This window comes from Candidatus Poriferisocius sp. (assembly GCF_965204015.1).
Classification (GTDB): Bacteria; Actinomycetota; Acidimicrobiia; order Acidimicrobiales; family Bin134; genus Poriferisocius.
This window is the reverse complement of sequence record NZ_OZ241965.1, coordinates 528,697-554,831: the sequence shown is the minus strand read 5'-3', so window position 1 is coordinate 554,831 and position 26,135 is coordinate 528,697. Positions and strand designations below refer to the sequence as shown.

Sequence of the window (26,135 nt, the reverse complement as noted above, 5' to 3'; positions counted from 1 at the left end):
CAGCCAGACCCGCGCCGGTGCCCGAGCGGACTAAGGGAGTGGCCTGCAAAGCCATGATTCACGGGTTCAAATCCCGTCCGGCGCTCAGGACTGTCAGTTCTTTTGTGTAAAGGGCCGTGATGGGCGCTTCGGTTCTGCTGTGTGGTTTCTTCTCTGGCTGACATGAGCGGGCAAGTATGGGAACCACCTGTGACACTTACCCCCCGACAGCACGCCTACGAACCGGCGAAAACACAGACCGAGTTGGAAGAACAAAAACCGGAAACCAGCGCGGAAGCTCGCGAAAAACACACATGGCGTTCCTGCAAGTACAAGCCCCGAACAGCAGCAGCGGACGATGAGAGGGCACTGCCGTCACATGTCTCCCTTACTGGGAAAATGCCATATCAAAGAATTAGTGAAGCCCAGAGACAACTACTGGAAAGGACGGCGCTGACTGCCGTCTCTTTGGAAAGAAATGTTCCAACTCGGACACAAAGAAAGAGACGCGAAGAACAGGACTCTCATAGATGAATGGGGCGGACCCCTTCGCACACTCAGGCCGCGTTGATCGTTTGTCCGCAGTCCTCGCACCAGTCGGACCACCCGCCCCGTTCGGACAGCTTGGCGGCTGGCTGTAGGCGGTTGCAGCGATCGCAGCGAAATCGGATCAACCTGCGCCACGCCGTGTCGATCACCACTGCGGCGACGAGGCACAGCACCGGCAAGAGGTAGAGCCAGCCCATGCCGCACCGTACCACCACCGGCTGGCACCGACGCGGCAGCGGCACCAGCCCGACTGGCAGGCACCTTCCAATCTGTCTTAATGGTGTTCCCCTTCGCTATGCGATGCGGCCTGTTGCCGAATGGCGAGGTTGGTCGACCCAGTCGAGCTAAGGAGGGTTCCGCGCCCGGTTACTCTCCCAACGCCCAAATGGTGTCCCTTCCGGGAGAGGAGCAAATCATGTCCGACAGGAACTCGACCGCAGGCGCAGCGCCACTCGTCGTGGACGTGTTTCGAGACCGATGCAACTTGCAATATGACTCCCTGAAGTCCTGGAAACTGAACTCCAGGCTCATCCTCGGAGCGGTCATGTCGCTTGGCGCTCTTTTGGCTGTAGCAGATGTGCCTTCAGGCGAGGAGTCGGTTGGCGATCTCCTGACCCTCGGGTTGCTCTTGGTCGCCTTCGTGGTAATCGCAGGAGTCTTCGCCAACCGATGGGAATCTGGCCCTGACTCGGGCACTCTCGTGCAGTTCGTTACAGACGGTCTAAGTGCTAGGGATGTGGAGATCGAACTAGCGACGAAGTTGGCCTCCCAAAATCAAGACAACGAGAAGGTCTTGGAGCGGGTCAAGGTCACCGTGGCCCTTGAGTTGGCCGTGGCTACGGGTGGCGTCCTCTGGCTGCTAACCCCATTGCTCTAGCTAGCAGAACAGTCTGAGCATTGAGTGTCGTGCGGCAGCTTGGCGTGCTGGGTGCCTGGCTCTTGGGAAACCTCCTCTTCGCAGGCGAGGCGCTCGGACGGTCGTCGTCTATTGCAGTGATTCCCGGATGGCCTTCAGCGTTTCTACGGTGCATGGCTTGTCGGGGTGGCGGTGGAGCATGGCGTGGCAGTTGGGGCACACCGGCACGAGGTCGTCTTTCGGGTCCACTTTGTATTCGCCGTCTTTGGCTGCTCGGGCCACAGGGGTCTTGTGGTGGACGTGGATGAAGCCGTTTCCAAAGTCCCCGTACTCCTCGCCGAAGTCGATGCCGCACACCTGGCACTTCGCGCCATGATGCTTGACGCAAATCCGGCGGGCTTCCGGGTCCCGCTCGTACACGACAACTGGGACCAACTTGGTGGCCCCTTCCACGAAACCGCCGTCTTTGTCGAATGCACCGGCCTCGTCGCCCGACAGGGAGGAATGCTGATGGTTGCCTGGGTCATGTTCTGTGTCTTGGGCATCATCTGGCGCAGCGTCGAAATACTCGTCGGCCAATTCCTGGATCATTCGGGCTGCACCGCTGGCCCTCGGCTCGGTGACGGTCCTACGCGAGTACACGATTGAGCTTTGCAGGTCGTCAGGCGCAGCAGCCTTGGGAACGCTTGATGCCAGCCACCGCACAGATCGGCGGTGATGGGCACCATAGGGTTGGGATGGGTCGTAGGCTGCTGTGCCGGTCACCCGGCCGACTGCGATCCAGTCCTCGGCAGTGCCGTGGTTCTTCAATGGCATGACCACGAGGTCGCCCACGCTGATGTCGTGGTAGAAACGCCAAACCTGATCGCGGGAGCTTGCTCTTTCACTGACTGTGTGATGCTGGAATTCCTGCTCGATGTACTCCCCATAGGCGTTCCTGTCCGCAAACGATGAGAGGTCAGGGGCAACCCACTCGTCCCAACCGATACTCGCCACACCGTGTTCAAGGTTGTGCGCGACTCTTTCCCCCTCGCGGCCAGCGCGCACTATCCAAGCCCTAGATTCAGACGATCCCTTCCGGTCGGCGGATTTGCTGGGGATCGCGTTCATCTCGAACTCCTATGGGGTTGGGATCGTCTAGTTTGCCGTGCTGCGCCCAGGGGCAACACCTAATGGGCCGGAGACACAGGTAGCTGCGGGGACACCGGCAGCTCCGCCGGTTCGCCTGACAATCCCGCCATCAATCCGCTCCAGCCCCCATTGGACCTATTCCAAGCTGAAGTACGAGGGATCGACGCTTCGGGCTTTCTCCCAGATGCACAGGTCTAATGCTCCCGGCTGGACGTTGCCGTATGCTGCGTACTGGAGGAACGTTTCTTCAAATCTGTCGTAGTGTCGAGAAACGCGCCATTCCGGTTTGAAGATGCCGACCCAGGTCAAGGCCCGCACCAGCCATACGCCGACAATCGCCACCTCGGCGCTGCCGGTCAGGTTGCGGACGATGTGGGCAGAGGTCTGGGGGCCGACTCCTCGCAGCCCCCTCAGGTAGCGACTCAATTCGAGCGGGTCGTCGGGCGGGGGTTCGGAGCGGAGCCGGTCCACTGCTGCGACGATGCGCTGAGACCGCTGCCTCGGGAACCTGTATCGGCCCAGATCACCCGGCAGCGGCTCCCGCAGCAGTTCTTCGATGTCTTCTGCCGTCGCACCAGAGTTTTCGGCAAGGAGAGCAAGCACGACGCGTTGGGCTGCGCGAGCCACCTCAGCGGTTATTCCCGAACCCCCGAGCAATCCGAACACGACTACCGACTCGATGTCGCCGCCGGTGGCCCTGTCTGCGAGACGCTCCTCGTATCCCTCTATCGCCGTCCGGTTGACCCAGAACGCCGGAGTGCCGAACACCTCATGGTTGCCCCACTCGACATCCCACGACTGCCCCCTCGCCGTGAAGCCAATGCGCTCTGAGGCGCTGCGCCCGCAGTGCGGGTCGCCTACTGGGTCCGACGGTGCTGCCCGCGCCACGGCCGACATACTATGCCGGTCAAAGAGGGCCGGTTGCGCCCGGTCAGCTTCCTCACAGCGGCAAGGGCACCAGGAACGGGGACCGCATACAAAAAGCCTCGTCGCCGTCCACGAACGGGACTCCCGATAGACCTCGGCGAAAGCGAGGCAGCTAGACCGCTAGAGCGATCAAACAGGAGACCACGAAGGTGCTACGCATCCCGCGGGCTTCGGCCAAAAGTTCGGGAAACAAGCGTTCGTGGCTTTCGTAGGACGATTCTGGCCCAGCCGCCGTCATCCCACCTTTGCGCTCTCTTTCTCCACCTGGGGGAGTGATCGTCCAGATACAGCATGGCCTTGACAAGTTCTCCAACCTGATACCCCCAATGATCCCTATTGGCAGCCCCTAGGCGCGTGGACAGAGGGAGGCCGGTCCTGCTGTCTGCAATCTCTCGGTGAATTGCATCGCGGAAGGTCCCGAACTCCTTTTTCCCGCGCCAGAATCCCGGTGGCTTCCATTGCTTCGTGTATCCATAGGGACCTCTTTCAGACCACCTTCCTTCGTCCAACAAGTAGAAGTGCAGCACGCGCACTTCTGAGGGCACATGTGGATGTTCCGAAACCGTGCCGCTGTGCAAAATCTCCTTAACCTTGTAGTGCAACAACTCTTCGGCATATTGGTATGTGCCGCCGCCTAGATCCACTAGCAGCCGTGACCGATTGTTCCGATTCACGAAATCGCTTTCTGATTGCAAGTTGTCTGCTTGAACCCATTTCGCAGGCGCGTACAACAGCCAATACACCCCAGTGACCACGCCGAACGCGATGAGGTAGAGAATCCAGCGGTGCTTGTCGTCGAAATGGGCGGCAACGGCGGTGACGTAGGAAGCCACGAAGACGGCCGCGGCGGAGCGGAAATACCACTTGTGGGTGTCCCCATAGAAGAACTTGGCTATCGGCATGACGAACCGCCCCGCGTTCGACGCGTATCCGATCCATAGCCTGCTCGGATGCCATCGGCTTCGTATCGGTATCACCCGTTCGGAGACTACTCGCTAGGTCCAGTCCAATCGGAGCACCGCCGGGAAGACCAGTTTGAGAAAGTGCCTTGCGGGACAACCCACCGGCTCAGGGCTGTTTTCGCAGGTAGAGCCGGTATTTCTGCGAAAAAGCCTCTTGGATACCTAAGTCTCCCGGCTACGCTGACTCCTTGGGTGGAGCACCCCCCCTTCCGCTAGGTGGAGCCTCTGAAAATTGGTCGAGTGCGCCCAGGTCAGATCAGGTGGCTAGAAGCCCTCTGAGGGCAATTCGCCTATTGCCCGCAATTGGACGCGACGGCTATGAGTCTCGGCCCGGTGATGTTCCCCATGCGAGGAGTGCGTCGATCAGTTCGGGGTCGCTCACTTCGAGTACAGCCCTCTTGAACTTGTGATTGGTCAAGTCCAGCACGAGCAGGGGCAGTTCGGGCCCGCTGCGAGCCGTGGCCCAGAACTGTGGGCCGATTACGTCCCGGCCGAGGTGAGGCCCGACTCGGCGCCATCCCGGATAGCGCTCACCGGAGTGGGATCCGATTCCGTTTAGGCGGTGGTCGATGCGGGACTCAACCTCATGGCGCTGGATGACAGCTGCCTCGGTGATGTTGGCTCGGTCGATCTCGACGATGCGGCGAAAGTTGGACATGCGGTCCAATCCAGTAAGCACAATCCGAAGAGTGCTGTCGGTCCGCTCAATTCGAAAGGCCACCGCGCAACATTAATGAACCTCCCCGGGAATTGCGCAGCCTGTCAGGGCCACCATTTGCAAGTTTTCGTGATAATTCATTGCACTTCAATCTGACTGGCGGTAGGGTGGCTGCACCTTGAACCAGACAAGATCGGAGGTGGGAGCGATGGGCGCTGAAAAGCAGTGGGAACAGGATGAGCAGGCTGACCAGGAGTCCTCGAATCTCACTGGTGTTGCAGCGGTCTCCGCGGAGGACGCGTCTGGGCAGGTGTTCGCTGATCGCACTGAATTTGTGCTCAGCCCTGAAGATTGGGAGGCATGGGAAGCCCTCAATGACCGGCCCGCCCGAGACATTCCCGAACTGCGGGAGCTGATGGCCAAGCCATCTCCCTTCTTTGTCGACTGACCCGCGTTATCAGCAGCCGGCACCGCTCACAGCAGGGCATCGGATTGACGTTTTCGAATGCCGTTCATCGGAGCAGACTGGGTGGCTTCGTCAGCACGCTCGTCAGTCCACTGCCGCGAATATGGCGAGGGTCTTCGTGGTCAACCAGCACAGCCAGGACGAGGTGGTCGCGTACTACGCCTGGTGCATGGCGTCGGTCAAGGCAGTTGAGCTGCCCAATCGGTGGAGGCGTGGTGTGGGCCGGTATTCCCAGCCGGTCGCGCTACTGGCCAGGCTCGGTGTGGACCTTCGCCACGAGAGGCGGGGAATCGGCAGCAGACTGGTGCAGGATGTGATTGCTCGTGCCGCGACATTGGGTGCTGAAATCGGATGTCGAGGGCTGTTGATCCATGCTGAAAGCACCGAAGCCCGAGATTTCTACCTCCGGCAAATGCCAGAGTTTGAACCATCGCCTACTGACGACCTCCACCTTGTCCTCCTGATGAAGGACATCCACAAGACTCTGCTCGGGTGAACTTTGGGTTGGGGATTTGAGTTCTCGCCCTCGGAGGCTAAGCGGCCATTCGTAGAAGTCGATCGCCGGTCCGGGCGTCGACGTAAGCGAAACTCTGGGGAGGTCGGAAGGCTATTGGTTCCGCCCTTAGGTCTTGGAGAGGCACTCTCCTAGTCAGACGTCGCTGCTGGGTCAGCGTTAACGCCGTGCCCACTTCCACGCCGTCGAAGTAGCTCTTGAACTCGGGGAAGGACAGCTCAGCTCTTGAGCCGAACTCGCGCCACAAGTCTGAGAGGGGGGCCGAATTGGCGCTCGTGATGATGCATGTGCCGAGCAGTGCTCGCAACGGGGTGCTTGCGTACAAAAGCGCCAGTGTCGGAACCTCGATCTTGGGCGTTGTGCGGCGCAGCTCGACCGTCTTTGTGCCGGCAAGGATGGCTTCAGCGAATCTTGGCTTGAGAGACAGGACAATCATCCGGTCTTGATCGAGTTTTGCAATGTCCTCAGTCATTTCGTCTCAAACCCTCCCGGCAGAATGCCTGGCCACAAGCTTCGTCGATTTTTCGAGTAGTAGCAGGACCAGTCGGTCATTGGGCAGAACTTTCCGCCGCTCGCTGGGCAGCTTGACGGAGTTGTTCTATGTCTTTGCCGTCGGCGAGCCACTCAGCAGGGGATAGGCCGTTGAGGTCTTCGTGCTGGGTTGTGGAGGCCCATGAGGCGATCAGGAATGGGTCGGCTCCTTCGCCTAGGGCGTCTCGGAACGCTCCGATGATGTCACGGACTTCGGGTCGGATCGATTCGTTTTCGATGTCTAGCTGCCACGTCGGATACCAGGTGGTGTTGTGTCCGGGGAGGCCCAGCAGAGACCCAGAAGCCTGTCGCTTTGAAAGGGCCTGTCGGGAGACGCCTAAGACTCTCGAGGCTTCTGAGGTGTCGATTCGGTCGCCGACCAGCCGCGACCACCTGGCGCTGGCTACAACCACTTCGGCTGCCTTAGCGCCGAGTTCGCAGGCCTCATCTGCGCTGATCTCTTCGATGACGTGTCGAGCGTCCGATAGACGCTCGTGGAACGCGTCAACCAACATGTCTACGCGCTCATTCAGGAGTTGCTCGCTGGAGTGAAACTGATCTCGATTCCGCTCCTCTTCAAGGTCAGACGTGTAGAGAGTTTTCAGGTCCGATAGTGAATCAGCCATACGCTCACTCTAATCGTCAACCCGTCAACTCCTGTCGCCTTCAGTTAGTGGGGGATGTAGGTCGATGGGTTGTGGCAGACCTCGGCTCTGCTGATGGCCCATTGGCCGTTGATGATTTGTTCGCCGTAGAGGTGCAGTTGGGTGTTGCCCTGTTTGTCGCGGAAGCCGGCCTTGCTGCCGTCCATGGAGGAAAGGGTTAGCGGCTCATTTGGGCTGTTGCACTTGCCGGGTCCGTTCTCCCACCAGTCCGAGACGGCCTCTCCAAATGTGGAGAATCCCTCGAATTCACCCTCGTCGACCATGCCGGGTCCGTAATCGACATCGGCGGACATTTCGCTGTAGCACTCCAGACCCTTTGCCGTCACGTAGATCGCCGCTCCGGCGGCCGCACCCGCGCCGGTGCCCGAGCGGACTAAGGGAGTGGCCTGCAAAGCCATGATTCACGGGTTCAAATCCCCTCCGGCGCTCTAGGGGCCAATGGAGGCCACGGTGCTGCCTCCGCGGCCAGCCCGTGGGCGTGCCTGGCTGGCGGCCGACTCGGCCACTTCCCTGCACTTGGGGATGCGGGCCGATAACCCGTCGCGAAGCACTCCGACTACCGGCAGGTCTGCCATTGGAGGGGGGAGCGCTTCAATGGCCTCGTCAAGTGCCCAGGGGAGCTGCGTGGCAAGCTCGACTGCCCGCTCGGCGGTTTCTAGGGGGCTGAGGCCGAGCCTCTCGGCGGTGAGCCTCATGGCCTCGGGCTGGTCCGCGCTCCCAATGGTGACATCGCTCCCGATGCCCATGGCCATGCGGAGCATCGACACGGGGGTGTCCTTGCGGTACGGCAGCCAGCTGTTGAGGTCGTAGATTGGGGCTAGGCGCATGGTGCCTTGCCCGAGGAGCATCACCGAGTGGTTCTTGGCGTGGCTGTCGATGCTGGCTACGAGCCACTGGCAGAGCAATGCGTTTCTGAACTGCCTCATGTTCGCCTCGGCGTTAGCCGGGTCGGCCCGTCGCAATTCGTGGGCGATCTCTTCGGGGACAGGGCCTCCATCACTTTCGTATTTCATGTCCGGCCTGTATCCGAGCGCTTGGCAGAGATCTTCCTGGTGGATGCGAAAGGTGCCGTCGCTGCTGCGGTCGTACCTATCGACGACCAGCACCTCCACACCTTCGAAACGGGCCGGTCTGGTGCGAGCTACCGTCACTCCCATATGGCGGACTGTTTCCATGACCAGGTGCTCTGTCACGGCCTCGTTCGCAAACCTGTCCTGCCTCGCCAACTTGATGATGTGGGTGGTGGGTCTAGGCCCGTCTGGCACAATCCACCCGCCACCCGGTGAGCGGCGCACTGCGACCTTCGGCTGTGCCCCGTCCAAGCTGAAACCAGAATCGGCCCGGCCCGCGCGGAAGGCCCGATTGCCAGGATTGGTGCGTATCCGCTCCAGCCATTCTGCGATTTCCCCCTCAGTTATCGGCTCTTCGTCGCCGGTTGCCGAGAGCAGGTACTCGATCCTCTCGGGCGGGCAGAATTGGATCGCCCCGGCGCAGTCCACCCCCATCGAGGTGCCAAGCACCCGCAGGTAGTCCCCGCCCTGGAGGCCGTGCTCCCGCCGGAGACCGCGGATCGTGTCGGTGTCGTCGGGCAATAGGCCCTCTAGCCACCGGCGAAGCCCCTCCCCCTCTGCACGCGCCCTCGACAGCGGAATTCCGATTGACAGGGGTGGCCCGCCTCCTTGGATGTATGCGGGCGCGTACTCGAACGACGGCTGTTTTTCGGAGAGGTCGAGCGAACCGGCGACCTTCCCGCCGATCAGCACAGCGAGTTCCACCGCTAGTCCTCCGTCAGCGACTGCAGGTGAGCCTCGAAATCAAACTCAGGTTCGGGCCGTTTGACCATCACGAACATGTAGCCGGCTTCGCGCAATACGGCGAGGGCAATGCCCAGTTCAATGCCGGGCTTGCCCCTCTCCGCCTCGGACAACCACTTGCGCGACACCCCTAGTTCAGCGGCAAACGCAGATTGGGTCAGGCTCCTGTCCTTGCGGACATGCCGGATAGCGTGACCGAAATCAGACGGAGTGAACACCGGCACACCGGCTTCTGGACTCTCATCCGCAGACATAGGCAAATTCTAGCCGGTTCCCTTCTGTCGGACACCGAACGGTGTCAAAAACATCGTGCCACCGAACGGTTACTGCCACTCTTTGACACCGAACAGTGTCAAAGAGTGGCAGGACACACCGAGTCTTCTCTAAAACTGGCGGAGGCTGTCGGCAGCGCCGACCCTCAGGTGGCGGCATCGTGACGCTGGCGCCGTCAACGCAGCGAATTCCTGGCGCAACTGACTGGTTTGCATCCTCAGGGGTCCACTGGTTGCAAGACCCAATAGGCTTGCTGACCCTCAGTTGCCGGCACGTTGTCTTGCCCACCGGAGGGCCTTGATTGCGCCCACCGCCAAGATGGCCGCCAAGGTATTGAAGAGAATGTCGCGCGGGTCAAAGACCCGAGTGGGCAGCAGTGCTTGGATGAGTTCGTCGAGCACGCCGAGGACGCCCGCGATTGTGACAGCGAGGACCGCGGGGGCAGGCATTTGCGGACTCCGCGTCGCGCGCTCGTTGAGGGCTGCATGGATGAGCAGTGCAACTATGCCGTACTCGATCAGATGGGTGCGTTCTTCGGGACTGCTCATGCGAACAAACACCATGAAATAGACCGTCGCGACTCCCAGAGCGACAGCGATTTCAGCACTTCCAGGTCGCGATCGCAGCCCTTGGACGACGATGGCCACTCCGGTCAGCACCATACCGATTGCGAAGAATGCGGACATCAGTCCTGCTTCTCGCAGGGTGCTGGCCAGGCGGCCGGTAAGGCCGAGGGTGGCGTAGATCGCGGCGACGACAGCCAAGGTCGAGAGCCATAGGCGTTGCTCGCGGATCGAGGTGAAGGGACGCACCGCAGGAGCCTATGCAGCAAAGACAGCCACGGTCGAGAGCCATAGGCGTCGCACATCTCGATCGGTGCTGGTGCGAACAGGAGCCAGAAGCCGAGCCGAAAATTTCGAGAAATTCGCTAGACAACCTGAAAGTAGTGGAGGACATCACTTCGTTCCTGGGTTCCGACCAGCGCGAACAGCCTTCAGTAGCTCGAGCAGGTTTCAGGACAAAGGGTCCTCAAATTGGAGCCATTTTCCCAGGTCACAGCCCTAGGCGATCCTGAACCCACTGCACCGACTCTTTCACTGCCGGCTACTCTCCCTTCCTTAGGTGGAGCACCCCCCTTCTCTTAGGTGGAGTCCCCGATAACCATCCGGGTAGGCCCAGGTCAGATCAGGTGGCGAACACCCCTCTTACGGGGTCTTAGCCATTTGTGTGGTCTGTAGTTAGCCATTTGAGGCTGATTGTGCGGTTTTGGGGTGGTTGAGGGGGGTTTTGGGGTGGTTGGCGGGGGTCTTGAGGGTTGGTCGCGGCCCGGCTGGGCGTTGGTCGCGGTGTGGAGTTGTTTTCGGGCGCGGTGATACTGACGGTTTATGCCGTCAGCATCGTGTGGGCGTGATCAGGGGGGTTCAGGGTGGTGGTCGTTGTTGGGGGAGTGCTGTGTCGTTGTCGGGGTCGGTGTTGGTTGGTTCTGCGGCTGTTTCGGTGGGGGTGTCGTCGAGTTCGGCTTACCCGTATTCCCTGGCTAGTCGGATGTTGTAGGCAACGAGGGCGGCTGTTGCTGCGATGGTGTGCCGAGATCGGATGTCGGGGTCTGTTGATCCATGCAGAGAGTACCGAAGCCCGAGATTTCTACATCAAAACCCGCTAAACCCAGCCCGGCAATGACTATGGCTTCTACCAAGGGGCGTCGAGGTCAATCTCAAGTTGAACGAGTTCGACGGCACCATCGGAGGCAAGTTGGCCGATCACTGAGAATCGGGGAACGAGCATGCCGGCCGCGATGAAAAGCCGGTAGTCGGCGCGATCTGGAAACAGCTCGGGTAAGTCGTCAAATGACACCGCAAAGTGCTCGACGATGCGAAGCAGCTCTAGAGTCTGGAAATCGATTGCCGAAGGCTGTCCAGCAGGACCACGCTCGCTCGGGAGTGCCCTGTCTAGATCACGGAAGAAGTCCGAGGTGACCCGGACCGCTCTTCGGTCGCCGCTCAAGCGGAGCTGGAAGGGTTGGGTGGGGAAGTCCGGCTTAGGAGGCGGCTGCGGATGCGGTCGAGGAACTCGGGAGGAACCTCGCTGAGGTCGGTGACGATGCTGGCCTGGAACTCAGCATCCTGCTCGGCAGGAGTGAGCTTCTCAAACTCCGCCACCGTCCAGATCTTGCGAGCCACAAACTCAGTATAGGGAATCGGGGCAGCTTTCAATGCCGCTGGGGGTTCGAATGCCGCCCTTGGAGGTTAAGCGGCCATTCGTAGAAGTCGATCGCCGGTCCGGGCATCGATGTAGGCGAAGCTCTGGGGAGGCCGGATGCGACTTGGCTTGGCCCGCAGGTCTTGGAGAGGCACACTCCTCGTGAATGGTCGTTGCTGGGCCAGCGTTAGCGCCGTGCCCACTTCCAAGCCATCGAAGTGCCGCTTGAACTCTTGGTAGGACAGCCCGGCTCTTGAGCCGTACTCGTGCCACAAGTCTGTGTGACCGGACCCCGTTTTTTGTCCAGGTGATTTGTCACCTGTTTGTTGGTCCCGGTTTGTGGGAGTCAGGCGGACCAAAAAACGGGGTCCGGTCATGCTGGCTTTGGTGCTCTAGCCTGGAGGCATGGGCAGTCAGGAGCGCTTGCCTTCTGAGCAGGTCATCATGGAATCCCCGTTGAGCTTCGAGGGTTCGGCCAAACGCATAATCCCGGCCGTTTACGGGGGAATGCCCAAGCGACGTTGGGCTGTGCCGGTGGCCCCTGTGGTGGTGGTGCTGGTGATTTCTGTGACATGGATCGGGGTGATGTTGTGGTACGTGGTCTGGGGCGTAATTCTGATTCCGTTCCGATTGTTCCGCCGATTACAACTCAAGCAGGAAGTCGATGAGCTGCGGCACCGGGAGTTGCTCGACGCCATCCGCGATACGGACGCGGCACACGAGAGTCCTCCTGTGGACGAGGGCGGGCGAGACTCCTAGCTCCTACTCTTGGTCGGTCTCGGCACCTACCGATCAAGTCGTATTGGTTCACGCATAGCTCAGGGTAGCTGTGGCATCTAGTAGCGCTCTTCGTCTCTCACCTCTGCGAGCACTTCGGTCAAGCTCGGGCCCTCGATGAGATCAGGTAGTTCGGCAATACCCTCAATCACTTCGCCTCCATGCTCCTGGTTGTCGTTGAGCCAGGGTGAGCCTTGAAGTTGGTGCCATCTTTTTGGATTCGCCAAGACCTGTTCCACCTTCTTGGCAACCTTCCTGCGGCGGCTCCTTTTGCGGCGGAGCCTCTTTGGGCTGCTGCCGTCGTTGACCAGCTTGTCGGCGATGGCTTTGACAAGGGCGCGGAGCCATTTGGGCTTGCTCTGGAAGTCGCTTGCCTTGGTGGTGTAGTAGCCGGTGGCGATCATTTCCGGGGTGGCGGCAGTCGGGACCCCCACAAACCGGCCTGGTAGCAATTTCCAGAGTTTCAATCGACGCCTTTCGAAGCCCGACCAGCTCCTATGGTCCTTCGAGAAGACGGTGATCTCCCGCCTGCCTCGCCGGAGTCTGCGATATGAGCCGGTCACTACGCCGAGCACGTATTCGTCGAGTTCGTTAAGGGCGTCCTGGGACCCGGAGTCGCAGGCGTCGCACGCGCAGTCGGGGACAATGGTCACAACTTCGGCGGGGTTGCCGACACCTAGCACGACAGCAGGCCAGTCCACCTCTTCGATGCGGTTCCAAGCGACCACGAGCGGGATTGCGCCCGAGGCCAGGGGTACGGCTCGGAAGGTGTGGTCCACAGGGATTCTCGGCTGCTCCCGCCAAGTTACGGCGGTTTCTTCTATCTCGGCTACACCCGCTGCGGCCATAGCCGCGAACCAGGCCTCGGCTCGGGCGGCCAAGATTCTCCACCTTTGCGGGTTCGTAACCCGTGAATACTCCTCTTCCAGGGGCATGCGATCAGGGTGGGGATCGGGCCACCCGTCCAGCCCGCGTCCCGTCTCGACGAATGCGGCATCCACCGCAGCCACAAGCTCCTCCACAGAACGCACTGCACCATCATGACCTCGCACGAATCAGCCCGCACAAGGATTTCAGTGCGGCGAACTTGCCTGGCTATTGCTGCGGGCCGGCGGTTAGCGAGGGATGTAATTGGATGGGGTCCAGCAGAATTCGGCGCTGGCGATGTTCCATACGCCGTTGCTTGCTTGTTCGCCGTAAAGAAGCAGTTGGGCGTTGCCATGTTCGTCGCGGAAAGCGACCGTTGACTGACCCATCGGGGATTGCGTTAGCGGGTTTTCTTGGTTCCTGAACACGTCGGGTCTGTCGTCCCACCAGTCAGACACGGCCTCTTCTAACGTTAGGAAACCTTCGATGTCGTCCTCTGAGCTGAATCCGTGGCCGTATTCGTACAGGTTGTGGGCGACTTCGTCCGTGTAACAAGCCAGCCCTGATGGCGTTTCGAGGATCACTGTTTGGGTTGCCGTCGGTGAAGATGACGCCGTCGGGGTGGGGGTCGCTGCGATGGCGCGCGGGGGAGTGGGGTCAGGCTGGTGGGCAGTCTTGGTGGCGCTGCCGCAACCAGCGGCGGCGATGACCAACAACCCAGCGAGCAGCCAACGCACGCAACTCAAAGTAGCTGCAACCGTGCAGCAGTTGGGTGGGACATCATCCGAAGAATTCTGGATCCGATGACCAGCCCTTATTCCATAGTTAGGGGTTTCGGAGGGACGTGGAGGCCGTCGTAGAGGGTTCGCTGGCCTAGGGGCTGGGATAGCTGGATGGTGACCGGTGTGGATGGGTTGCCGGGGCATTCGGCTGGGCCGATGGGGCTGACGGCGGCGAACGCGACTAGGACGGCTTCGTCGGTTTCGATCACTTGGGGGCCGAGCAGCGCATCGCCCATCTCTCGCCCGCTGGCGCAACTCTCCTCGGTGACTAAGACGTGAATCGCGGCATCTTCCGGATTGGGAGGCGAGTTGCGGTCGAGGCGGATGGCCACCCGGTTCAGCCCTTCAGGCAGCACAACCACCGGCTCGCATGGAGGGCCGGTACCCGATCCGACGATTACCCAGTTGTCTCGTGAGGTGCGCTCGAATCTCGCGGTGCCGAAACCCTCTGAGGCGGTTACTGCAAACGTTGCGTGGTCTTCGTCGATGTTGATCACCTGCCAATCCCCATCGGGCAACTCCCACACACTGCGCTGTTGCACGAGCGTGCGCAGTGCTTCCACTGCGGGATGGTCGACATCGTCGATCGGCACTGGATTGCTGAGTTTCGAGAAGGGAACGGGCGGAATGCCGGCGCAGGTGACCAACGGGTCTTCTGCCTCGAGATCGGGAATAAGCGCGAGCGGCCCGTCGGGGAGCTCGGGGGAACGGGTGATGGTGACGCAGACCGTGCGTGGATCCACAAGCTCTGCGAACATCTTCAGCGCACCTTCAGGCGGGTCGTAGAATTCCAGGCTGACTCGGTTCTGGGACCCTGAGGTCCCCATGACCAAGAGGCCGAATTCCGGTCCCATGAATGAAGTCAGAATTTCCCGGACTTCAGCGAGCTCAGCCGTGGTGAACTCGACCTGGATCACATCGAAGACCGCATCCAGTCCCGCCAGACGGTCTTGAAGCTCCTGGCGATGCATCTCAGGATCGTCGGTGACCGCCAATACAATCGCACCGCCGTTGTCCCGGTCGATCCACAGTCCCCCATGGCTCTCCTGGTGCTCTCGCCGATAATCGAGGACCACGTCCATCGCGTCGTCATCGACGTTCAAGCCGCTGCCGAGATTGCCCTCGACGCGAGACCCCAACTCGGGAACGTCTTCGCACAGAACAAGCCCCTCAACGGACCGAGGAGTCGATACCGGCGGAACAGCGGTTTCCTCCGGTCGCGGCGCGACGCTGGTCGATTCAGGTTCGCCTTGAGGCGTGTCAGGCTCGACAGAAGCCTGTGGCGAAACCTCGCTCTGGCCTGTCGTTTCCAGGCGCTCAGAGCTGCCTCTGCCACACCCTGTTGACAGCACCACGACGGCCATCAGGATCGCCAAAGCCCAACGCACCCAACCCACAGTCATCGAGGTGACCGATGGGGGGGATATTCAGGTTCAGTTGGTAACTGCATCGACTCGGTGCCTGATAGCGCTCAATATTCAGACATCACCTTATGAGCGGAGGCGATCTTGTTGGCGGTCACCAACCGGACAATCGCACTACCCGAATTGAGCGGCGACGGCGGTGAGATGTTGGCCAACCGCAGCGGCTAGGACGGGTTCTCGGGAAGGACTACGCGCTAGTCGCGAGCGGCGGGGTCACGGCGGCAATGCGCGGTGAGCTCTATGTGTCCGAACCACTCTGCCCTGAAGCCGGCTACGACGGGGTCGTGCTCGGCGACCTCCCCGGTGGCTTGTTCCTGCGACTGCACGACGGCTGGCGTGGCTGCGGCGACAAAACGGGCGCGTGGAGCGCTGGCGTCTTACGATCCTGACCGCGGCTCTGGCTAGTCGATGAACTGTCGCCCGGCCTTTTTGCCGACCGAGTGCGCCTATTTGAACGGAGGTGACGTGCATGGATCCTGAAACAGCTATCGCGACGGTGGGAGTCTCCCTTCTTCTTGTCGCGTTCGCCCTCAACCTCAAGGGGACTCTCGCCGCGAATTCGGCGATCTATCAGGGAATGAATGCGATCGGGGCTGCGCTGGCCTGCCTCGCCTCGGCGATGATCGGCTTCGTGCCGTTTGTGATCCTCGAAGGAGCGTGGCTGGCCGTGGCCTTGTCCGCGCTTGCGGGCTGGCGACGGGCGGGAGCATCCCCGTAAGCCTGAGCGCCCGGGTGGTCGATCCGCCACTAGGCGGGCATGTGCCCCGAATCTGCTCATGACACCTGGGCTGTTGTTGACCTCGTTCGCGCTCGGTCTGCGCCACGGCATCGACGGGTTCAAATCCAATCCCGTGCTCCAAGCCTTTCTGTATGGTTCAGCGATGGAGAGGGCGGCTTTGTTTGAGGCTGTTGGAGAGCAGCGCCAGCGTTTGATCGGCGCTCTTGAGGGACTGGGCGACGAGCAGTGGAACGTGCAGTCGTTGTGTGAGAAGTGGCGGGTGCGCGATGTGGTTGGGCACCTCGTCAGTATCTTGGATATCTCAGCTGGCCGTTTCTTGTGGCGGTCGTTTCGGGCCAGGAGCTTCGACGCCTACGCCGCGGTCGTGGCGCGCGACTACGGCTCGCAAGACCCCGGCCAACTTCTCGCAGAGTACCGCCAACTGGCCAGCAAGCAGATTGCCCCGCCGATTATCGGCCCCATCGCGCCGTTGACCGATGCCCTTGTCCACACCCGCGATATCGAGCGGCCGCTCGGCCTTTCAGCAACGCTGAACCCTGAGGGTCTGCGAGCCGCACTCGATTTCTGTTCCGGCGGCCGTGCCTTCGGCTTCGTGCCCAGGAAGCGCACCGAAGGCCTTCGATTCGAGGCCACTGATATGGACTGGTCGGCCGGTGACGGGGAGTTGGTGTCGGGACCGGCAGAGGCGATCTTGTTGGTGGTCACCAACCGGCCTATCGCACTCCCCGAATTGAGCGGAGACGGCGTCGAGAAGTTGGTCAACCGCATCGGTTGAGGCCACTGGAGCCGTCGATCTTGCCGTCGGCGCTGGCGGTCTATTGCGATTGTGCCAGTTCAGCGACGTGAGCGCCGTACCTCTGCTGGGCTGCTTGGCGGGTGACGCCGAGCATGAAGCCGATCATCGCCCAAGACCAGCCGTCCTTTCGTGCGGAGGCAACTGCTTGTGCCAGTTCTCTCGCGGTTTCGTCGCGTTGGTCAGCGAGCCTTCCCACCAGTTTCAGCGATGAGGAGTCAATGATCTCCAGATCAGCGGGATCGACCTCCTCCGCCCATTTCTCAAGAGCAGCCAGCTTCTCGGCCCACCGTTCTTCTTGACTGCCCATCAGTTCCACACTCCTTTCAAGAGTTTCAGCCGGGCGGGCATCGCATGTATCACCGCAAGGCCGTCGTCATCATCCAGAACACCGATTTCCAATGGTTCAGCGGTTCTGGATGGTCCGACATAGATGATTACTTCAGGGTCATCTGTAGCGATCGGAAACAGGTAGTGCTTTAGAGCGTGGGTCATGTCTTCGTCGCTGATGCCGTGTTTGCGGGCGCTTGGTGCGATAGCGGCCAATTCAAGGTAACGGTCCATCGGGTTGATGTCAACAAACATTGACAATGGGTTGGGTGGGGCCGCTACTGGCCGATAGTGGAGGGCACTCTACTGTGAGGGTGTGACAGTGAGGCGATGATGACCACCGTGAGCTGATCGGCCCCTTTGGTGGCGCTGTTCTGCCAAGATTGCTGTTGCTGCGGGCTTGTCCACGACTGGGAGGAGAGTTCGGTGGGGAAGGCGACTGAGACTGATTTGCCCGGTGTGGGGGTGCGCTTCGAACTGGAGACGAACGCGGGCCGCTGTGTCGGCGTGGTCGTTCATCAGACCGGGCGGCGCGATCTGGTGGTCTATGACGAGCGGGACGTTGACCGCGCCTGCGAGAGCGTCGTGTTGACCGAGGACGAGGGGCACACCCTCGGTGAGCTGCTGGGCGGTAACCCGGTGCTGGAGCATCTCGACGACGCAGTGCATCGCCTGGAGGACCTTGTGATCTCGTGGATCACTATCGACCCGAAGTCGTCTCTGGCCGGGCTCACCCTGGCCGAGGCCGAGCTGAGAGCGAAAACCGGGGCGGGCGTTGTAGCGCTCGTCACCGACTCGGGGTCCATCCCCATCCCGGGCGGTGCCGACCGTCTCGAACCCGGCGGTACGGCAGTGGTCGTCGGCGTTCCGACCGCCGTGAAGGCGGCCACCAAGCTGCTGAACGAATCGGGCTAGCCCATGCACACGGGCGGCGATCTGTTTGTGATCGAGCTCGGGGCGGTGGTGCTGGTCTTGGCCATCGTCGCCCGCCTGGCCCGAAGGATCGGCCTGCCCGCGCTTCCGCTGTACCTGCTGGTGGGATTTGCCCTCGGCGAGGGCGGTCTCGTCGAGTTGCCCGCGTCGGAGGAGTTCATCGAGGTGGGCGCCGAGATCGGCGTCATCTTGATGCTGCTGATGCTGGGACTCGAGTTCTCCGCCCACGAGCTGATCGACAACGTGCGACGGTCAACGCTGGCCGGGATCGTCGACATCGCCCTGAATTTCCCGCCCGGTTTCGTGGCTGGACTGCTGCTGGGGTTCGACCCGATCGTCGCCGTCCTGCTCGGTGGCGTGACCTATATCTCCTCGTCGGGCATCGTGGCGAAGCTCGTCGCCGACCTCGACCGCATCGGCAACCACGAGACGTCGGTGATCCTCAGCGTGCTCGTCATCGAAGACCTGGCCATGGTGATCTACTTGCCCATCGTGTCGGGCGTGCTCTTCGGCGGCTCGCTGCTCAGCACCACCGTCACCGTTATCGTCTCCCTGCTCGTGGTCATTGCGGTGCTCGCGGCTGCCTACTTCTTCGGCGACCGGCTGAGTGCCATGGCGTTGAGCCAATCCAGCGAGGCGCTGTTGTTGACCCTGCTCGGCGGCACCCTGCTCTTCGCTGGCATCGCCGGACGCCTCAACCTGTCTACGGCGGTGGGCGCCTTCGTGGTGGGCGTCGCACTGTCGGGTGACATCGTCTCGCATGCCCGCGGGCTGCTGTTGCCGCTCCGCAACCTCTTTGCCGCGGTTTTCTTCGTGTTCTTCGGCCTGCAAGTGGACCTCGACCTCGTCCCCGATGTCGCCGTGGCCGCGGTCGTCATCGCCGCCGTCACCATCGCCACCAAGTTCGCCACCGGATGGATCGCCGCAGGTCGAGCCAGCATCGGCAAACCCGGCCGGGTCCGTACCGGGGCCGCCCTCATCGCCCACGGGGAGTTCTCGATCGTCATCGCCGAGCTCGGCATCACCCGCGAGAGCGACCTCGGCGCACTGGCCGCCACCTACGTCATCATCCTCACCCTGGTCGGCGCCGTGTTCTACCAGTTCTCCGACTCCCTAACCCTCCGAGTCCCAACCAGGCACCACCGCTCCCGGTGGGAGCGGACATCTCGCCTGGTGCAAGGAGTTCGCAGGCGCCGCTGAGGACCAACGCACCGGCCACCTAGTCCGAGGAACGCAAGTGGCGAACTACCCTCTTGGCGGTTTCATAGTTCGGGGGTTGGGTTGACGACGAAGATTGTCTGCTGGAACATCGCCAAGCGTCATGCGCCGTGGCGTGAGCTTGTAGCAATGGGAGCAGACGTCGCTCTGCTTCAGGAGGCTGGTCAGGTTCCAGAAGACGTTGCCAGCCAGGTTGAAATCGACAAGGTAGACCGGCCTGGTGATCTATACGACCGATGGCCGATGGTGGTGAAGCTGTCGGATCGGGTTGAGGTCGAGTGGTTCAAGCCAGTCAGTCCGATGATGAGACCCGAGGCAGACGAGATTCCGGTCAGCGACGTGAGCACAATTGCTGCTGCCCGGGTCAACCCCCAGGGCGCCGAGCCGTTCATCGTCGTTTCCATGTACGCGCGCTGGGTAATGCCGCACTCGTCAACCGACACGAAGTGGGGCGTCGGGCATTCTGACGGATCAGCGCACAGGATCCTGTCGGACTTGTCGGCGTTCATTGGCAGCACCGACCCGAGCACGCACCGCATTCTGGCCGCGGGTGATCTGAACATGTTCTATGGCGCTACCGAAGACAACCGGCTGGCGCTGGCAGCTCGGGACGGCACCGTGTTCGACAGAATGGCCGCCCTCGGTCTGGAGTTCCTGGGTCCCCAGTATCCCGGTGGAAGACAGGCAAGCCCCACGCCCCATGGCCTGGAGCCGAACACCAAGAACGTCCCCACCTATCACACGGTCCGCAAGTCCCCGGAGACTGCTGAGAACCAACTCGACTACGTGTTCGTCTCCCGCGGTTTCCACGAGGAAGTCACCGTGCGGGCAATGAACTCTCCCGAAGAATGGGGCAGCAGTGACCACTGCCAGCTCTGGATCGAGGTCGGAACGTAGTACTGAGGGCTTCCGCGTTATAGCAGGGGGTGGGTGGGTCGCCTTGCTTAGTTGGCGGGGGATCCCAGCGCGTCTGCGGCTTGGGTGGCGGCGTGGTGGCCGCTGGAGAGGGCGCCGTTTACTGAGGGGATGGCCATGTAGTCGCCGGCCAAGTAGAGGTTGTCGATGCGCCCGGCAAGTTGCCCCGGAATCTTGGCCATCTCGGCGAGCATTCCGGGTTTGCCCATGCACAAGGCCTCCTCCCAGCGGTACACGCGGAAGAAGAGGCCCTCGTCGTCGCCGGGCAGAGCGGAGCCGGGAGGGGCGTTGCGGCGGGCGGCGCCCAGCATTTGGCGCTTTATCTCTTCGTCGTCTTGCGGGATGAGCTCTTTGGCCCGGTCGAGGCCGATGAGCAGGTCGAGGATGCTGTGGCCTGGAGGCGCGCAGGCGGGCAGGAAGGTGGTCCGGTCCATTAGCAGCGGGGTGTTGTCGTCCTCTGGGTAGAGCGCGCCGTGCCAGCCCGCAGGGAGCGGGCGGCGGTCGAGGCCTATCACCATCCGGCAGCCGGTTGAGTAGTCAACGGTGCTGAGGGCGCGGCGGGTTTCTTCGGGCAGCTCGGGGATGAGGCCAGAGACTTGCGTGCCGGGCACGGCGCAGATCACCGCGTCGGCCTCGATGGTCTCGCCGTCTACCACGACGCCGGTCGCCGCGCCGTCGGCCACGGTGATTCTCCGGACGGGGCTCGACACCCGTATCGCATCGGAGCAGGCGTCGGCCAGCGCGGTATTGAACGAGCCGATGCCGCGCTCGGGCATGTACACCTTGCCGCCGCTGAGCATCGTTTCTCCGATATAGGCCCGCATCAGCGCTTGGCCTGCGGGCCCGGCGTCGCCCAACACCATTTTCAGGGGGCCGCTGAGGGAGATCTTCAGCTTCTCGGGCACCTTGTGTCGATTGAGGTAGTCGCCGTAGGTCTCGTCGTCGTCGATCTCGGCGAGGCGGCTGTCGCTGGCGAAACTCAGGTATTCCTCCTGGCGATACAGCTGTCGCATCACCTTGGAGCCGGCCCGCAGACCTGAGGGGGAGAGGAAGCCCATGGCCAAGGCGGCAGGCAGCTGCCGAATGAAATTCAGGAGCGATTGGTCGGGCGTCGTGGTGACCCACTTCCCATTGCGGTAGTGGCCGAAGATCATCGTCGACTCCACGAGCGGGAGGCCCAGCTCCTCGCAGATGCGGAAGGCCGTGTCATAGGTGGTGGTGAAGACGAATGCCCCCATGTCCAGGGAGAACCCTTCGACTCTCTCGCCTTTGCCGCGTCCGCCCGCGCGCTCGGAAGCCTCGAGCAGGAGGGGAGTGATGCCCCGCTTCTTCAGCGTGTAGGCCGCGCTGAGCCCCGCGAACCCCCCGCCGACAATGACGACCCGCCTCGTGCTCATCCGAGCGGCTCCCCGTACTCGCTACTGATGCTGCTAGCCTGGCACATTCCGGGCCGTTAGCTCAGTTGGCTAGAGCACCTGCATGACGCGCAGGGGGTCAGGGGTTCGAGTCCCTTACGGCCCACCGAATGGATGTCGCCCAGTCCAGTGATCGACGGCGGCTGGGCTGGCTGCTCGCCGGGGTGGGGATGCTGTTGTTGTCCACCGACTCGCTGTGGATCCGGCTCTCGGAGGCCGACGGCATTGATGTGGCGTTCTGGGTGGCCTGTTGTTCCGTGCCCCTCTACACCGGGTTGAGCCATCGGGTGGACCGCTGCTGGCCGCTGGAGGCGTTCCGCCGCCACCCATGGCAGCAACTAGTCATCGGGGCGCTTACCGGGGGCAGCCAACTCTGCTTCGTCATTGCCGTCACCCAGACCCGAGTGGCCAACGTGGTGGCCATCGTGGCCGCAGTGCCGTTGATGTCCGCGGTGTGCGCCTGGATATGGCTGAGGGAGCGCATCAGCCGGACGATGGCCATCGCCATCGCAATCACCATGGCGGGCATCGGGGCAATTGTGTCCAGTTCGGTGGGGGAGCCCACCCTTACCGGCGACCTCTTGGGCATCGTGGTCATAATGAGCCTTGCGGTGAGCTTGACCATGTGGCGCCGGTATCCCGACATGAGCCGGCTGGTGGGATTGTCCATTGGCGGCGTGATGACGGTGTTGGCCCTGGTGTACTGGGCATCGCCGCTCTCGCTCGACGTTCGGGCCTACCTGTCGATCGCCGCCATGGGCCTGGCGTTCAACCCCTTCGGCCGGCTGGCGCTGTCCAACGCCCCTCGCTTTGCCCCGGTGGCCGACGTGGCCCTGTTCACCCCAATTGAGACCGTGGCCGGCACGATATGGGCCGCCGCGTTCTTCAACGAACTGCCCCGCCCGGTCGCCGCCGTCGGCGCGGTCATCGTCCTCATAGGCGTCTGCTACGGCACCATCGCCACCACCCGCCCCCGAGCCGCCACAGCCCACTAGAGGCTCTATCCCCAGAGGGGGTGTGGGAAGTAGCGTCGCGGGCTATGGCCAAGCCGAACATCTTGGTGGTGATGGCTGATCAGTTGGCGCCGCATTTCACTGGTGCCTATGACCATCCTTTGGTTAAAACACCGGCGATGGATGCCTTGGCTGAGCGGGGAGCTCGGTTCGACGCGGCGTACTGCAATTTTCCGCTGTGTGCGCCGTCGCGGTTCTCGATGATGTCGGGGCAGTTGGCGTCGGCCATCGGGGCGTGGGACAACGCGGCTGAGTTCCCGGCGTCGATCCCCACGCTGGCCCACTACCTCAATTTGGCCGGATACCGCACGGTGCTGGCTGGAAAGATGCACTTCATCGGGCCCGACCAGCACCACGGGTTCGGTGAGCGGCTCAACACCGAGATTTACCCCTCTGACTTCGCCTGGACCCCCGATTGGACCAATCCCCACCAGCGGATCGACAAGTGGTACCACAGCATGGACAGCCTGGCGGAGGCTGGCCAGGCCCTGGCCACCTACCAGCTCGACTACGACGAGGAGGTGGGGTTTGCGGCCATCCGCAAGCTCTACGACTTGGCCCGCGACAACGACGACCGGCCGTTCTTCCTCACGGCGGCGTTCATCCACCCCCACGATCCCTATGTGGCCCGCCCCGAGTGGTGGGACCACTACGACCACGACGCCATCGACCTGCCCGAGCCGGTGGATTTCGAATCACTCGATCCCCACAGCCAACGGATCCGCCGGGGCATCGAGGCCGACACCGTCGGCTACACCGAGGAGCAGTGCCGTAACGCCCGCCACGGCTACTACGCCAACACCAGCTACATCGATGCGTGGCTGGGGCGGATGGTCCGAGCGCTGGAGGAGATCGGAGAACTCGACAACACGGTGGTGATCTTCACCAGCGACCACGGCGACATGCTGGGGGAGCGGGGGCTGTGGTTCAAGATGAGCTTCTTCGAGCGGTCACTGCGAGTGCCGTTCATCATGGCCGGTCCTGGGGTAGCCAATACCACGGTCCCCAACGCCTGCTCACTGCTCGACCTGGCGCCCACCCTGCTGGACATCGCCGCCGGGGGCCGGACTCCGGTCGAGCCGGCGGTCCCTCTGGCTGGGCGGAGCCTGTGGAATGTGGCCGCCGGGGGGAGCGACCCCGGTGATGGGGCCCTCGCCGAGTACACCGCGGAGATGACCTCCCACCCCATGTTCATGATCCGCCGGGGCCGCAACAAGTACATCCATTGCGACACCGACCCCGCCCTGCTCTACGACGTGGACGCCGACCCGCAAGAGCTCACCAACCTGGCCGACGATCCCGACCATGCAGAGCTGGCCGCGAGATTCGCTGCCGAAACAGCCCAGCGCTGGGACAGCGAGGCCATTAGGGAGCGTGTGCTGGCTTCCCAGCGGGCCCGGCGGCTGGTGCATGCCGCCACGGGCGACGACAGCCGCATCTCATGGGACTACTCGCCGGTCCAAGACGCGGCCAACCAATACGTGCGCGACCACATGGACTGGGCCGAGGCCGGCTCCCGCAGCCGCTACCCCGAACTTGACTGAACCTTGTGAGTCTGCTGGTCGAGCACCAAGCCAAGCATGAACAGGAGCGATGAGGGCGGTACTGTGGGGCCACCCCAGCCAAGGAGGAGGCATGGCCCGTATCAAGATCCCCGATGGCCCCGCGGAGGAGCTCCATCGGTTGTGGATGATGTGCCCGGAGCTCACTGCTCCGGCATCGGCGTTCAGTGCGGCGGTGTACAACAAGAGCAAGCTCTCGGTGCGGCTGCGGGAGCTGCTGCGGATGAGGATCGCCCAGATCAACCACTGCGTGGTTTGACTGGACACCCGGGTTGCGTCGTTGGCGCAACATGATCTCACCGAAGACGACTACCTCCACGTCGGCAATCGGGACGAATACGACGGCTACAGCGAGGCCGAGCGGGACGCTCTGGAGTACTGCGAGAAGTACGCCACCGACCACCTGGCCATAGACCAAGCGTTCATGGACCGCATGGTCGGGCACTACGGCGACGAGCTGATGGTGGACATGACGCTGTCCATCGGCTGCTGGATCGCCTTCGGACGCATCAACCAGGTGATGGACGTTTCGGTCTCGTGTCCGCTGCGCATGAAGGGCCCCGAAGAGGCCCTCGAAGCGATGGAGGGCAACGGCCAGGGCGAGGACGACATCCTGGCCATGCGCTCCGCCCGATTCGCCTAGCCCCATCTGCCGCCGACCGGCGGCGCGTCAGCGAAACAAGCGGCCGAAGGCCCGCAAGTCTTCGGTGAACAGTTTGGGCTGCTCGAAAGGGGCGAAGTGGCCGCCTTTGGGCTGCACGGCCCAGTGGACGATGTTGTAGCGGCGCTCGGCCCACGCCCGCGGCGTTTGCAGCAGCTCTCGGGGGTAGACGGCGTGGCCGGTGGGCACGGTGACCTGGCCGGCCCAGGCATCTACCGCCGAGGTCCCGGCCCGGGCCGACTCCAGATACAGCCGCCCGGATGACGCCGCGGTGCCGGTAATCCAATACAGCATCACATTGTCGAGCAGCTGGTCTTTGGTGAACACGCTCTCCAGGTCGCCGTCGTCCAGATCACACCAGTGCTGGTACTTCTCGATGAACCACGCGGCTAGACCGGCGGGGGAGTCGTTGTGGGCCATGGCCAGTGTTTGGGGCTTGGTGCTCAGCATGGCCATGTAGCCGGTGCCCCCGGTGATCACCTCCAGCGACCGGGCCATGGCCGCCTGCTCTGCCTCGGTTACCCCTTCCATCATCTTGGCCTGATCCGCGGCTTCCTCAGCGGTGGGCTGGGCGAAGAGCATGTTGAAGTGGGCGGCGATGAGCCGGTCGCCGTAGGCCTCGGCCATTCGCCGAGTGACCAGCGCCCCCCAGTCGCCACCCTGCACGATGTAGCGCTCATACCCCAGTTGCTCCATGACCCCGGCGATGGCGTCGGCACAGCGGTGCATGTCCACACCGGGGTTGGTGGTGGGACCGGAGAAGCCGTAGCCGGGCAGCGACGGGACCACGATGTGGAAGGCGTCGGCCGGATCGCCGCCATGGGCGGCCGGATCGGAAAGCGGGCCCACCATCTCCCGAAACTCCACCACCGAGCCCATGTACCCGTGGATCATCACCATGGGCAGCGCGTCGGGCTCCGGCGAGCGCACATGGTAGAAGTGCACTCGCTCGCCGGCCGCAGCTGCGGTGAACTGGGGAAAGGCGTTGAGGTAGGCCTCCCGGGCCCGCCAGTCGTAGCCGTCGGCCCAGTACTCGCAGAGCTCCCGCATGTAGACCACGTCGCCCCCGTCTTCCCAACCGGGCCGCACAGAGTCGGGCCACCGGGTCATGGCCAGACGCCGGTGCAGGTCGTCTAGGTCGGCTTGGGGGACGTCGATCTCAAACGGCTCGATGCTCATTCC

General features: G+C 62.4%; 34 protein-coding genes and 3 tRNA genes. 16 read left to right on the top strand and 21 right to left on the bottom strand.

What is annotated here, in order from left to right; translation table 11 throughout:
- Window positions 1-11: 11 nt before the first annotated feature.
- Window positions 12-85: transfer RNA gene (locus tag ACOGJC_RS02635), tRNA-Cys, on the top strand.
- A gap of 451 nt (window positions 86-536) precedes the next feature.
- Here ACOGJC_RS02635 and ACOGJC_RS02630 read toward each other — a convergent pair.
- Window positions 537-770, bottom strand: a complete 234-nt coding sequence (locus ACOGJC_RS02630; protein WP_419846962.1) for a hypothetical protein — start codon at window positions 768-770, stop codon at window positions 537-539.
- Window positions 771-943: 173 nt separating this feature from the next.
- Between ACOGJC_RS02630 and ACOGJC_RS02625 the strand changes: the two genes are divergently transcribed.
- The gene (locus ACOGJC_RS02625; protein ID WP_419846961.1) at window positions 944-1,405 is read left to right on the top strand and encodes a hypothetical protein; all 462 of its coding nucleotides are present in this window, start codon (window positions 944-946) and stop codon (window positions 1,403-1,405) included.
- 108 nt (window positions 1,406-1,513) lie between these two features.
- Here ACOGJC_RS02625 and ACOGJC_RS02620 read toward each other — a convergent pair whose 3' ends face one another.
- The 4 genes from ACOGJC_RS02620 to ACOGJC_RS02605 form a co-directional block, all read right to left on the bottom strand.
- A complete protein-coding gene (locus ACOGJC_RS02620) occupies window positions 1,514-2,380 on the bottom strand; it encodes an HNH endonuclease (RefSeq protein ID WP_419846960.1) in 867 nt (288 codons plus the stop codon).
- A gap of 270 nt (window positions 2,381-2,650) precedes the next feature.
- Window positions 2,651-3,403 (bottom strand): hypothetical protein, encoded by a 753-nt coding sequence (locus tag ACOGJC_RS02615; RefSeq protein WP_419846959.1) that lies wholly within the window; start codon window positions 3,401-3,403, stop codon window positions 2,651-2,653.
- 191 nt (window positions 3,404-3,594) lie between these two features.
- The gene (locus tag ACOGJC_RS02610) at window positions 3,595-4,344 is read right to left on the bottom strand and encodes a hypothetical protein (protein WP_419846958.1); all 750 of its coding nucleotides are present in this window, start codon (window positions 4,342-4,344) and stop codon (window positions 3,595-3,597) included.
- 376 nt (window positions 4,345-4,720) lie between these two features.
- On the bottom strand, window positions 4,721-5,125 hold the full coding sequence (locus tag ACOGJC_RS02605) for a hypothetical protein (protein ID WP_419846957.1): 405 nt from the start codon (window positions 5,123-5,125) through the stop codon (window positions 4,721-4,723).
- A 145-nt stretch (window positions 5,126-5,270) separates the two neighbouring features.
- Here ACOGJC_RS02605 and ACOGJC_RS02600 point away from each other — a divergent pair, with 145 nt between their 5' ends.
- Window positions 5,271-5,510: a DUF1778 domain-containing protein gene (locus ACOGJC_RS02600; RefSeq protein ID WP_419846956.1), complete on the top strand. Its 240-nt coding sequence runs from the start codon at window positions 5,271-5,273 to the stop codon at window positions 5,508-5,510.
- A 136-nt stretch (window positions 5,511-5,646) separates the two neighbouring features.
- Entirely contained in the window at window positions 5,647-6,024 is a 378-nt protein-coding gene (locus tag ACOGJC_RS02595) for a GNAT family N-acetyltransferase (RefSeq protein WP_419846955.1), read from the top strand.
- A gap of 37 nt (window positions 6,025-6,061) precedes the next feature.
- On the opposite strand, the gene ACOGJC_RS02590 is transcribed toward ACOGJC_RS02595, so the two are convergent.
- From ACOGJC_RS02590 to ACOGJC_RS02580, 3 genes are all read right to left on the bottom strand, one after another.
- Window positions 6,062-6,514, bottom strand: coding sequence for an ASCH domain-containing protein (locus ACOGJC_RS02590; protein WP_419846954.1), 453 nt, complete (start codon window positions 6,512-6,514; stop codon window positions 6,062-6,064).
- A gap of 76 nt (window positions 6,515-6,590) precedes the next feature.
- The gene (locus ACOGJC_RS02585; RefSeq protein WP_419846953.1) at window positions 6,591-7,199 is read right to left on the bottom strand and encodes a hypothetical protein; all 609 of its coding nucleotides are present in this window, start codon (window positions 7,197-7,199) and stop codon (window positions 6,591-6,593) included.
- 44 nt (window positions 7,200-7,243) lie between these two features.
- Window positions 7,244-7,564, bottom strand: a complete 321-nt coding sequence (locus tag ACOGJC_RS02580) for a hypothetical protein (protein WP_419846952.1) — start codon at window positions 7,562-7,564, stop codon at window positions 7,244-7,246.
- Window positions 7,565-7,592: 28 nt separating this feature from the next.
- Here ACOGJC_RS02580 and ACOGJC_RS02575 point away from each other — a divergent pair.
- Window positions 7,593-7,666: transfer RNA gene (locus ACOGJC_RS02575), tRNA-Cys, on the top strand.
- Here ACOGJC_RS02575 and ACOGJC_RS02570 read toward each other — a convergent pair.
- The 5 genes from ACOGJC_RS02570 to ACOGJC_RS02550 form a co-directional block, all read right to left on the bottom strand.
- Complete coding sequence (locus ACOGJC_RS02570) at window positions 7,667-9,013, bottom strand: HipA domain-containing protein (protein ID WP_419846951.1); 1,347 nt, start codon at window positions 9,011-9,013, stop codon at window positions 7,667-7,669.
- 2 nt (window positions 9,014-9,015) lie between these two features.
- Complete coding sequence (locus ACOGJC_RS02565) at window positions 9,016-9,306, bottom strand: helix-turn-helix domain-containing protein (RefSeq protein ID WP_419846950.1); 291 nt, start codon at window positions 9,304-9,306, stop codon at window positions 9,016-9,018.
- Window positions 9,307-9,585: 279 nt separating this feature from the next.
- Window positions 9,586-10,137, bottom strand: a complete 552-nt coding sequence (locus ACOGJC_RS02560) for a VanZ family protein (RefSeq protein ID WP_419846949.1) — start codon at window positions 10,135-10,137, stop codon at window positions 9,586-9,588.
- An 877-nt stretch (window positions 10,138-11,014) separates the two neighbouring features.
- Window positions 11,015-11,329, bottom strand: coding sequence for a hypothetical protein (locus ACOGJC_RS02555; RefSeq protein WP_419846948.1), 315 nt, complete (start codon window positions 11,327-11,329; stop codon window positions 11,015-11,017).
- The gene (locus ACOGJC_RS02550; RefSeq protein ID WP_419846947.1) at window positions 11,326-11,505 is read right to left on the bottom strand and encodes a hypothetical protein; all 180 of its coding nucleotides are present in this window, start codon (window positions 11,503-11,505) and stop codon (window positions 11,326-11,328) included. Before ACOGJC_RS02550 ends, ACOGJC_RS02555 begins: the two co-directional genes overlap by 4 nt.
- Window positions 11,506-11,929: 424 nt before the next feature.
- On the opposite strand from ACOGJC_RS02550, the gene ACOGJC_RS02545 reads away from it, so the two are divergent.
- On the top strand, window positions 11,930-12,283 hold the full coding sequence (locus tag ACOGJC_RS02545; protein ID WP_419846946.1) for a hypothetical protein: 354 nt from the start codon (window positions 11,930-11,932) through the stop codon (window positions 12,281-12,283).
- A gap of 77 nt (window positions 12,284-12,360) precedes the next feature.
- Here the strand turns inward: ACOGJC_RS02545 and ACOGJC_RS02540 are convergent, their stop codons facing one another.
- The 4 genes from ACOGJC_RS02540 to ACOGJC_RS02525 all read right to left on the bottom strand — a co-directional run bounded on the left by ACOGJC_RS02540 (window position 12,361) and on the right by ACOGJC_RS02525 (window position 15,700).
- Window positions 12,361-13,302, bottom strand: a complete 942-nt coding sequence (locus ACOGJC_RS02540; protein ID WP_419848182.1) for a DUF6226 family protein — start codon at window positions 13,300-13,302, stop codon at window positions 12,361-12,363.
- A 114-nt stretch (window positions 13,303-13,416) separates the two neighbouring features.
- Complete coding sequence (locus ACOGJC_RS02535) at window positions 13,417-13,905, bottom strand: hypothetical protein (protein ID WP_419846945.1); 489 nt, start codon at window positions 13,903-13,905, stop codon at window positions 13,417-13,419.
- 77 nt (window positions 13,906-13,982) lie between these two features.
- Window positions 13,983-15,089: a hypothetical protein gene (locus tag ACOGJC_RS02530; protein WP_419846944.1), complete on the bottom strand. Its 1,107-nt coding sequence runs from the start codon at window positions 15,087-15,089 to the stop codon at window positions 13,983-13,985.
- Window positions 15,090-15,568: 479 nt separating this feature from the next.
- The gene (locus ACOGJC_RS02525) at window positions 15,569-15,700 is read right to left on the bottom strand and encodes a hypothetical protein (RefSeq protein WP_419846943.1); all 132 of its coding nucleotides are present in this window, start codon (window positions 15,698-15,700) and stop codon (window positions 15,569-15,571) included.
- 143 nt (window positions 15,701-15,843) lie between these two features.
- Here ACOGJC_RS02525 and ACOGJC_RS02520 point away from each other — a divergent pair, with 143 nt between their 5' ends.
- Window positions 15,844-16,092: a CBU_0592 family membrane protein gene (locus ACOGJC_RS02520; protein ID WP_419846942.1), complete on the top strand. Its 249-nt coding sequence runs from the start codon at window positions 15,844-15,846 to the stop codon at window positions 16,090-16,092.
- A gap of 58 nt (window positions 16,093-16,150) precedes the next feature.
- Window positions 16,151-16,888 carry a maleylpyruvate isomerase family mycothiol-dependent enzyme gene (locus ACOGJC_RS02515; protein ID WP_419846941.1) on the top strand — a complete coding sequence of 246 codons (738 nt, stop codon included), beginning with the start codon at window positions 16,151-16,153 and terminating at the stop codon, window positions 16,886-16,888.
- Between the two features lie 40 nt (window positions 16,889-16,928).
- On the opposite strand, the gene ACOGJC_RS02510 is transcribed toward ACOGJC_RS02515, so the two are convergent.
- Together ACOGJC_RS02510 and ACOGJC_RS02505 are read right to left on the bottom strand one after the other, a co-directional pair.
- Window positions 16,929-17,216, bottom strand: a complete 288-nt coding sequence (locus ACOGJC_RS02510) for a hypothetical protein (RefSeq protein WP_419846940.1) — start codon at window positions 17,214-17,216, stop codon at window positions 16,929-16,931.
- On the bottom strand, window positions 17,216-17,491 hold the full coding sequence (locus tag ACOGJC_RS02505; protein WP_419846939.1) for a hypothetical protein: 276 nt from the start codon (window positions 17,489-17,491) through the stop codon (window positions 17,216-17,218). Before ACOGJC_RS02505 ends, ACOGJC_RS02510 begins: the two co-directional genes overlap by 1 nt.
- A gap of 171 nt (window positions 17,492-17,662) precedes the next feature.
- Here ACOGJC_RS02505 and ACOGJC_RS02500 point away from each other — a divergent pair, with 171 nt between their 5' ends.
- From ACOGJC_RS02500 to ACOGJC_RS02490, 3 genes are all read left to right on the top strand, one after another.
- Complete coding sequence (locus tag ACOGJC_RS02500) at window positions 17,663-18,151, top strand: cation:proton antiporter regulatory subunit (protein WP_419846938.1); 489 nt, start codon at window positions 17,663-17,665, stop codon at window positions 18,149-18,151.
- Between the two features lie 3 nt (window positions 18,152-18,154).
- Window positions 18,155-19,369 (top strand): cation:proton antiporter, encoded by a 1,215-nt coding sequence (locus ACOGJC_RS02495; protein WP_419846937.1) that lies wholly within the window; start codon window positions 18,155-18,157, stop codon window positions 19,367-19,369.
- A gap of 147 nt (window positions 19,370-19,516) precedes the next feature.
- Complete coding sequence (locus ACOGJC_RS02490; RefSeq protein ID WP_419846936.1) at window positions 19,517-20,284, top strand: hypothetical protein; 768 nt, start codon at window positions 19,517-19,519, stop codon at window positions 20,282-20,284.
- Window positions 20,285-20,331: 47 nt separating this feature from the next.
- On the opposite strand, the gene ACOGJC_RS02485 is transcribed toward ACOGJC_RS02490, so the two are convergent.
- Window positions 20,332-21,699 (bottom strand): protoporphyrinogen/coproporphyrinogen oxidase, encoded by a 1,368-nt coding sequence (locus ACOGJC_RS02485; protein WP_419846935.1) that lies wholly within the window; start codon window positions 21,697-21,699, stop codon window positions 20,332-20,334.
- Window positions 21,700-21,749: 50 nt separating this feature from the next.
- Here ACOGJC_RS02485 and ACOGJC_RS02480 point away from each other — a divergent pair.
- From ACOGJC_RS02480 to ACOGJC_RS02460, 5 genes are all read left to right on the top strand, one after another.
- A tRNA-Val gene (locus tag ACOGJC_RS02480) sits at window positions 21,750-21,823 on the top strand.
- A gap of 4 nt (window positions 21,824-21,827) precedes the next feature.
- Window positions 21,828-22,712 carry a DMT family transporter gene (locus ACOGJC_RS02475; protein WP_419846934.1) on the top strand — a complete coding sequence of 295 codons (885 nt, stop codon included), beginning with the start codon at window positions 21,828-21,830 and terminating at the stop codon, window positions 22,710-22,712.
- 44 nt (window positions 22,713-22,756) lie between these two features.
- Window positions 22,757-24,274 carry a choline-sulfatase gene (betC, locus tag ACOGJC_RS02470; RefSeq protein WP_419846933.1) on the top strand — a complete coding sequence of 506 codons (1,518 nt, stop codon included), beginning with the start codon at window positions 22,757-22,759 and terminating at the stop codon, window positions 24,272-24,274.
- Window positions 24,275-24,365: 91 nt separating this feature from the next.
- Window positions 24,366-24,551 (top strand): carboxymuconolactone decarboxylase family protein, encoded by a 186-nt coding sequence (locus tag ACOGJC_RS02465; protein WP_419846932.1) that lies wholly within the window; start codon window positions 24,366-24,368, stop codon window positions 24,549-24,551.
- Window positions 24,552-24,572: 21 nt separating this feature from the next.
- A complete protein-coding gene (locus ACOGJC_RS02460; RefSeq protein ID WP_419846931.1) occupies window positions 24,573-24,935 on the top strand; it encodes a carboxymuconolactone decarboxylase family protein in 363 nt (120 codons plus the stop codon).
- Between the two features lie 27 nt (window positions 24,936-24,962).
- On the opposite strand, the gene ACOGJC_RS02455 is transcribed toward ACOGJC_RS02460, so the two are convergent.
- A complete protein-coding gene (locus ACOGJC_RS02455) occupies window positions 24,963-26,132 on the bottom strand; it encodes an epoxide hydrolase family protein (RefSeq protein WP_419846930.1) in 1,170 nt (389 codons plus the stop codon).
- Between the last annotated feature and the right edge of the window lie 3 nt (window positions 26,133-26,135).

Coding starts and splice junctions, on each gene's coding strand:
- ACOGJC_RS02625 (WP_419846961.1), top strand. CDS start 944: ATGTCCGACAGGAACTCGACCGCAGGCGCAGCGCCACTCGTCGTGGAC.
- ACOGJC_RS02610 (WP_419846958.1), bottom strand. CDS start 4,344: ATGCCGATAGCCAAGTTCTTCTATGGGGACACCCACAAGTGGTATTTC.
- ACOGJC_RS02600 (WP_419846956.1), top strand. CDS start 5,271: ATGGGCGCTGAAAAGCAGTGGGAACAGGATGAGCAGGCTGACCAGGAG.
- ACOGJC_RS02590 (WP_419846954.1), bottom strand. CDS start 6,514: ATGACTGAGGACATTGCAAAACTCGATCAAGACCGGATGATTGTCCTG.
- ACOGJC_RS02585 (WP_419846953.1), bottom strand. CDS start 7,199: ATGGCTGATTCACTATCGGACCTGAAAACTCTCTACACGTCTGACCTT.
- ACOGJC_RS02565 (WP_419846950.1), bottom strand. CDS start 9,306: ATGTCTGCGGATGAGAGTCCAGAAGCCGGTGTGCCGGTGTTCACTCCG.
- ACOGJC_RS02545 (WP_419846946.1), top strand. CDS start 11,930: ATGGGCAGTCAGGAGCGCTTGCCTTCTGAGCAGGTCATCATGGAATCC.
- ACOGJC_RS02520 (WP_419846942.1), top strand. CDS start 15,844: ATGGATCCTGAAACAGCTATCGCGACGGTGGGAGTCTCCCTTCTTCTT.
- ACOGJC_RS02515 (WP_419846941.1), top strand. CDS start 16,151: ATGACACCTGGGCTGTTGTTGACCTCGTTCGCGCTCGGTCTGCGCCAC.
- ACOGJC_RS02510 (WP_419846940.1), bottom strand. CDS start 17,216: ATGGGCAGTCAAGAAGAACGGTGGGCCGAGAAGCTGGCTGCTCTTGAG.
- ACOGJC_RS02505 (WP_419846939.1), bottom strand. CDS start 17,491: ATGTTTGTTGACATCAACCCGATGGACCGTTACCTTGAATTGGCCGCT.
- ACOGJC_RS02495 (WP_419846937.1), top strand. CDS start 18,155: ATGCACACGGGCGGCGATCTGTTTGTGATCGAGCTCGGGGCGGTGGTG.
- ACOGJC_RS02490 (WP_419846936.1), top strand. CDS start 19,517: ATGGGAGCAGACGTCGCTCTGCTTCAGGAGGCTGGTCAGGTTCCAGAA.
- ACOGJC_RS02485 (WP_419846935.1), bottom strand. CDS start 21,699: ATGAGCACGAGGCGGGTCGTCATTGTCGGCGGGGGGTTCGCGGGGCTC.
- ACOGJC_RS02475 (WP_419846934.1), top strand. CDS start 21,828: ATGGATGTCGCCCAGTCCAGTGATCGACGGCGGCTGGGCTGGCTGCTC.
- betC (WP_419846933.1), top strand. CDS start 22,757: ATGGCCAAGCCGAACATCTTGGTGGTGATGGCTGATCAGTTGGCGCCG.
- ACOGJC_RS02465 (WP_419846932.1), top strand. CDS start 24,366: ATGGCCCGTATCAAGATCCCCGATGGCCCCGCGGAGGAGCTCCATCGG.
- ACOGJC_RS02455 (WP_419846930.1), bottom strand. CDS start 26,132: ATGAGCATCGAGCCGTTTGAGATCGACGTCCCCCAAGCCGACCTAGAC.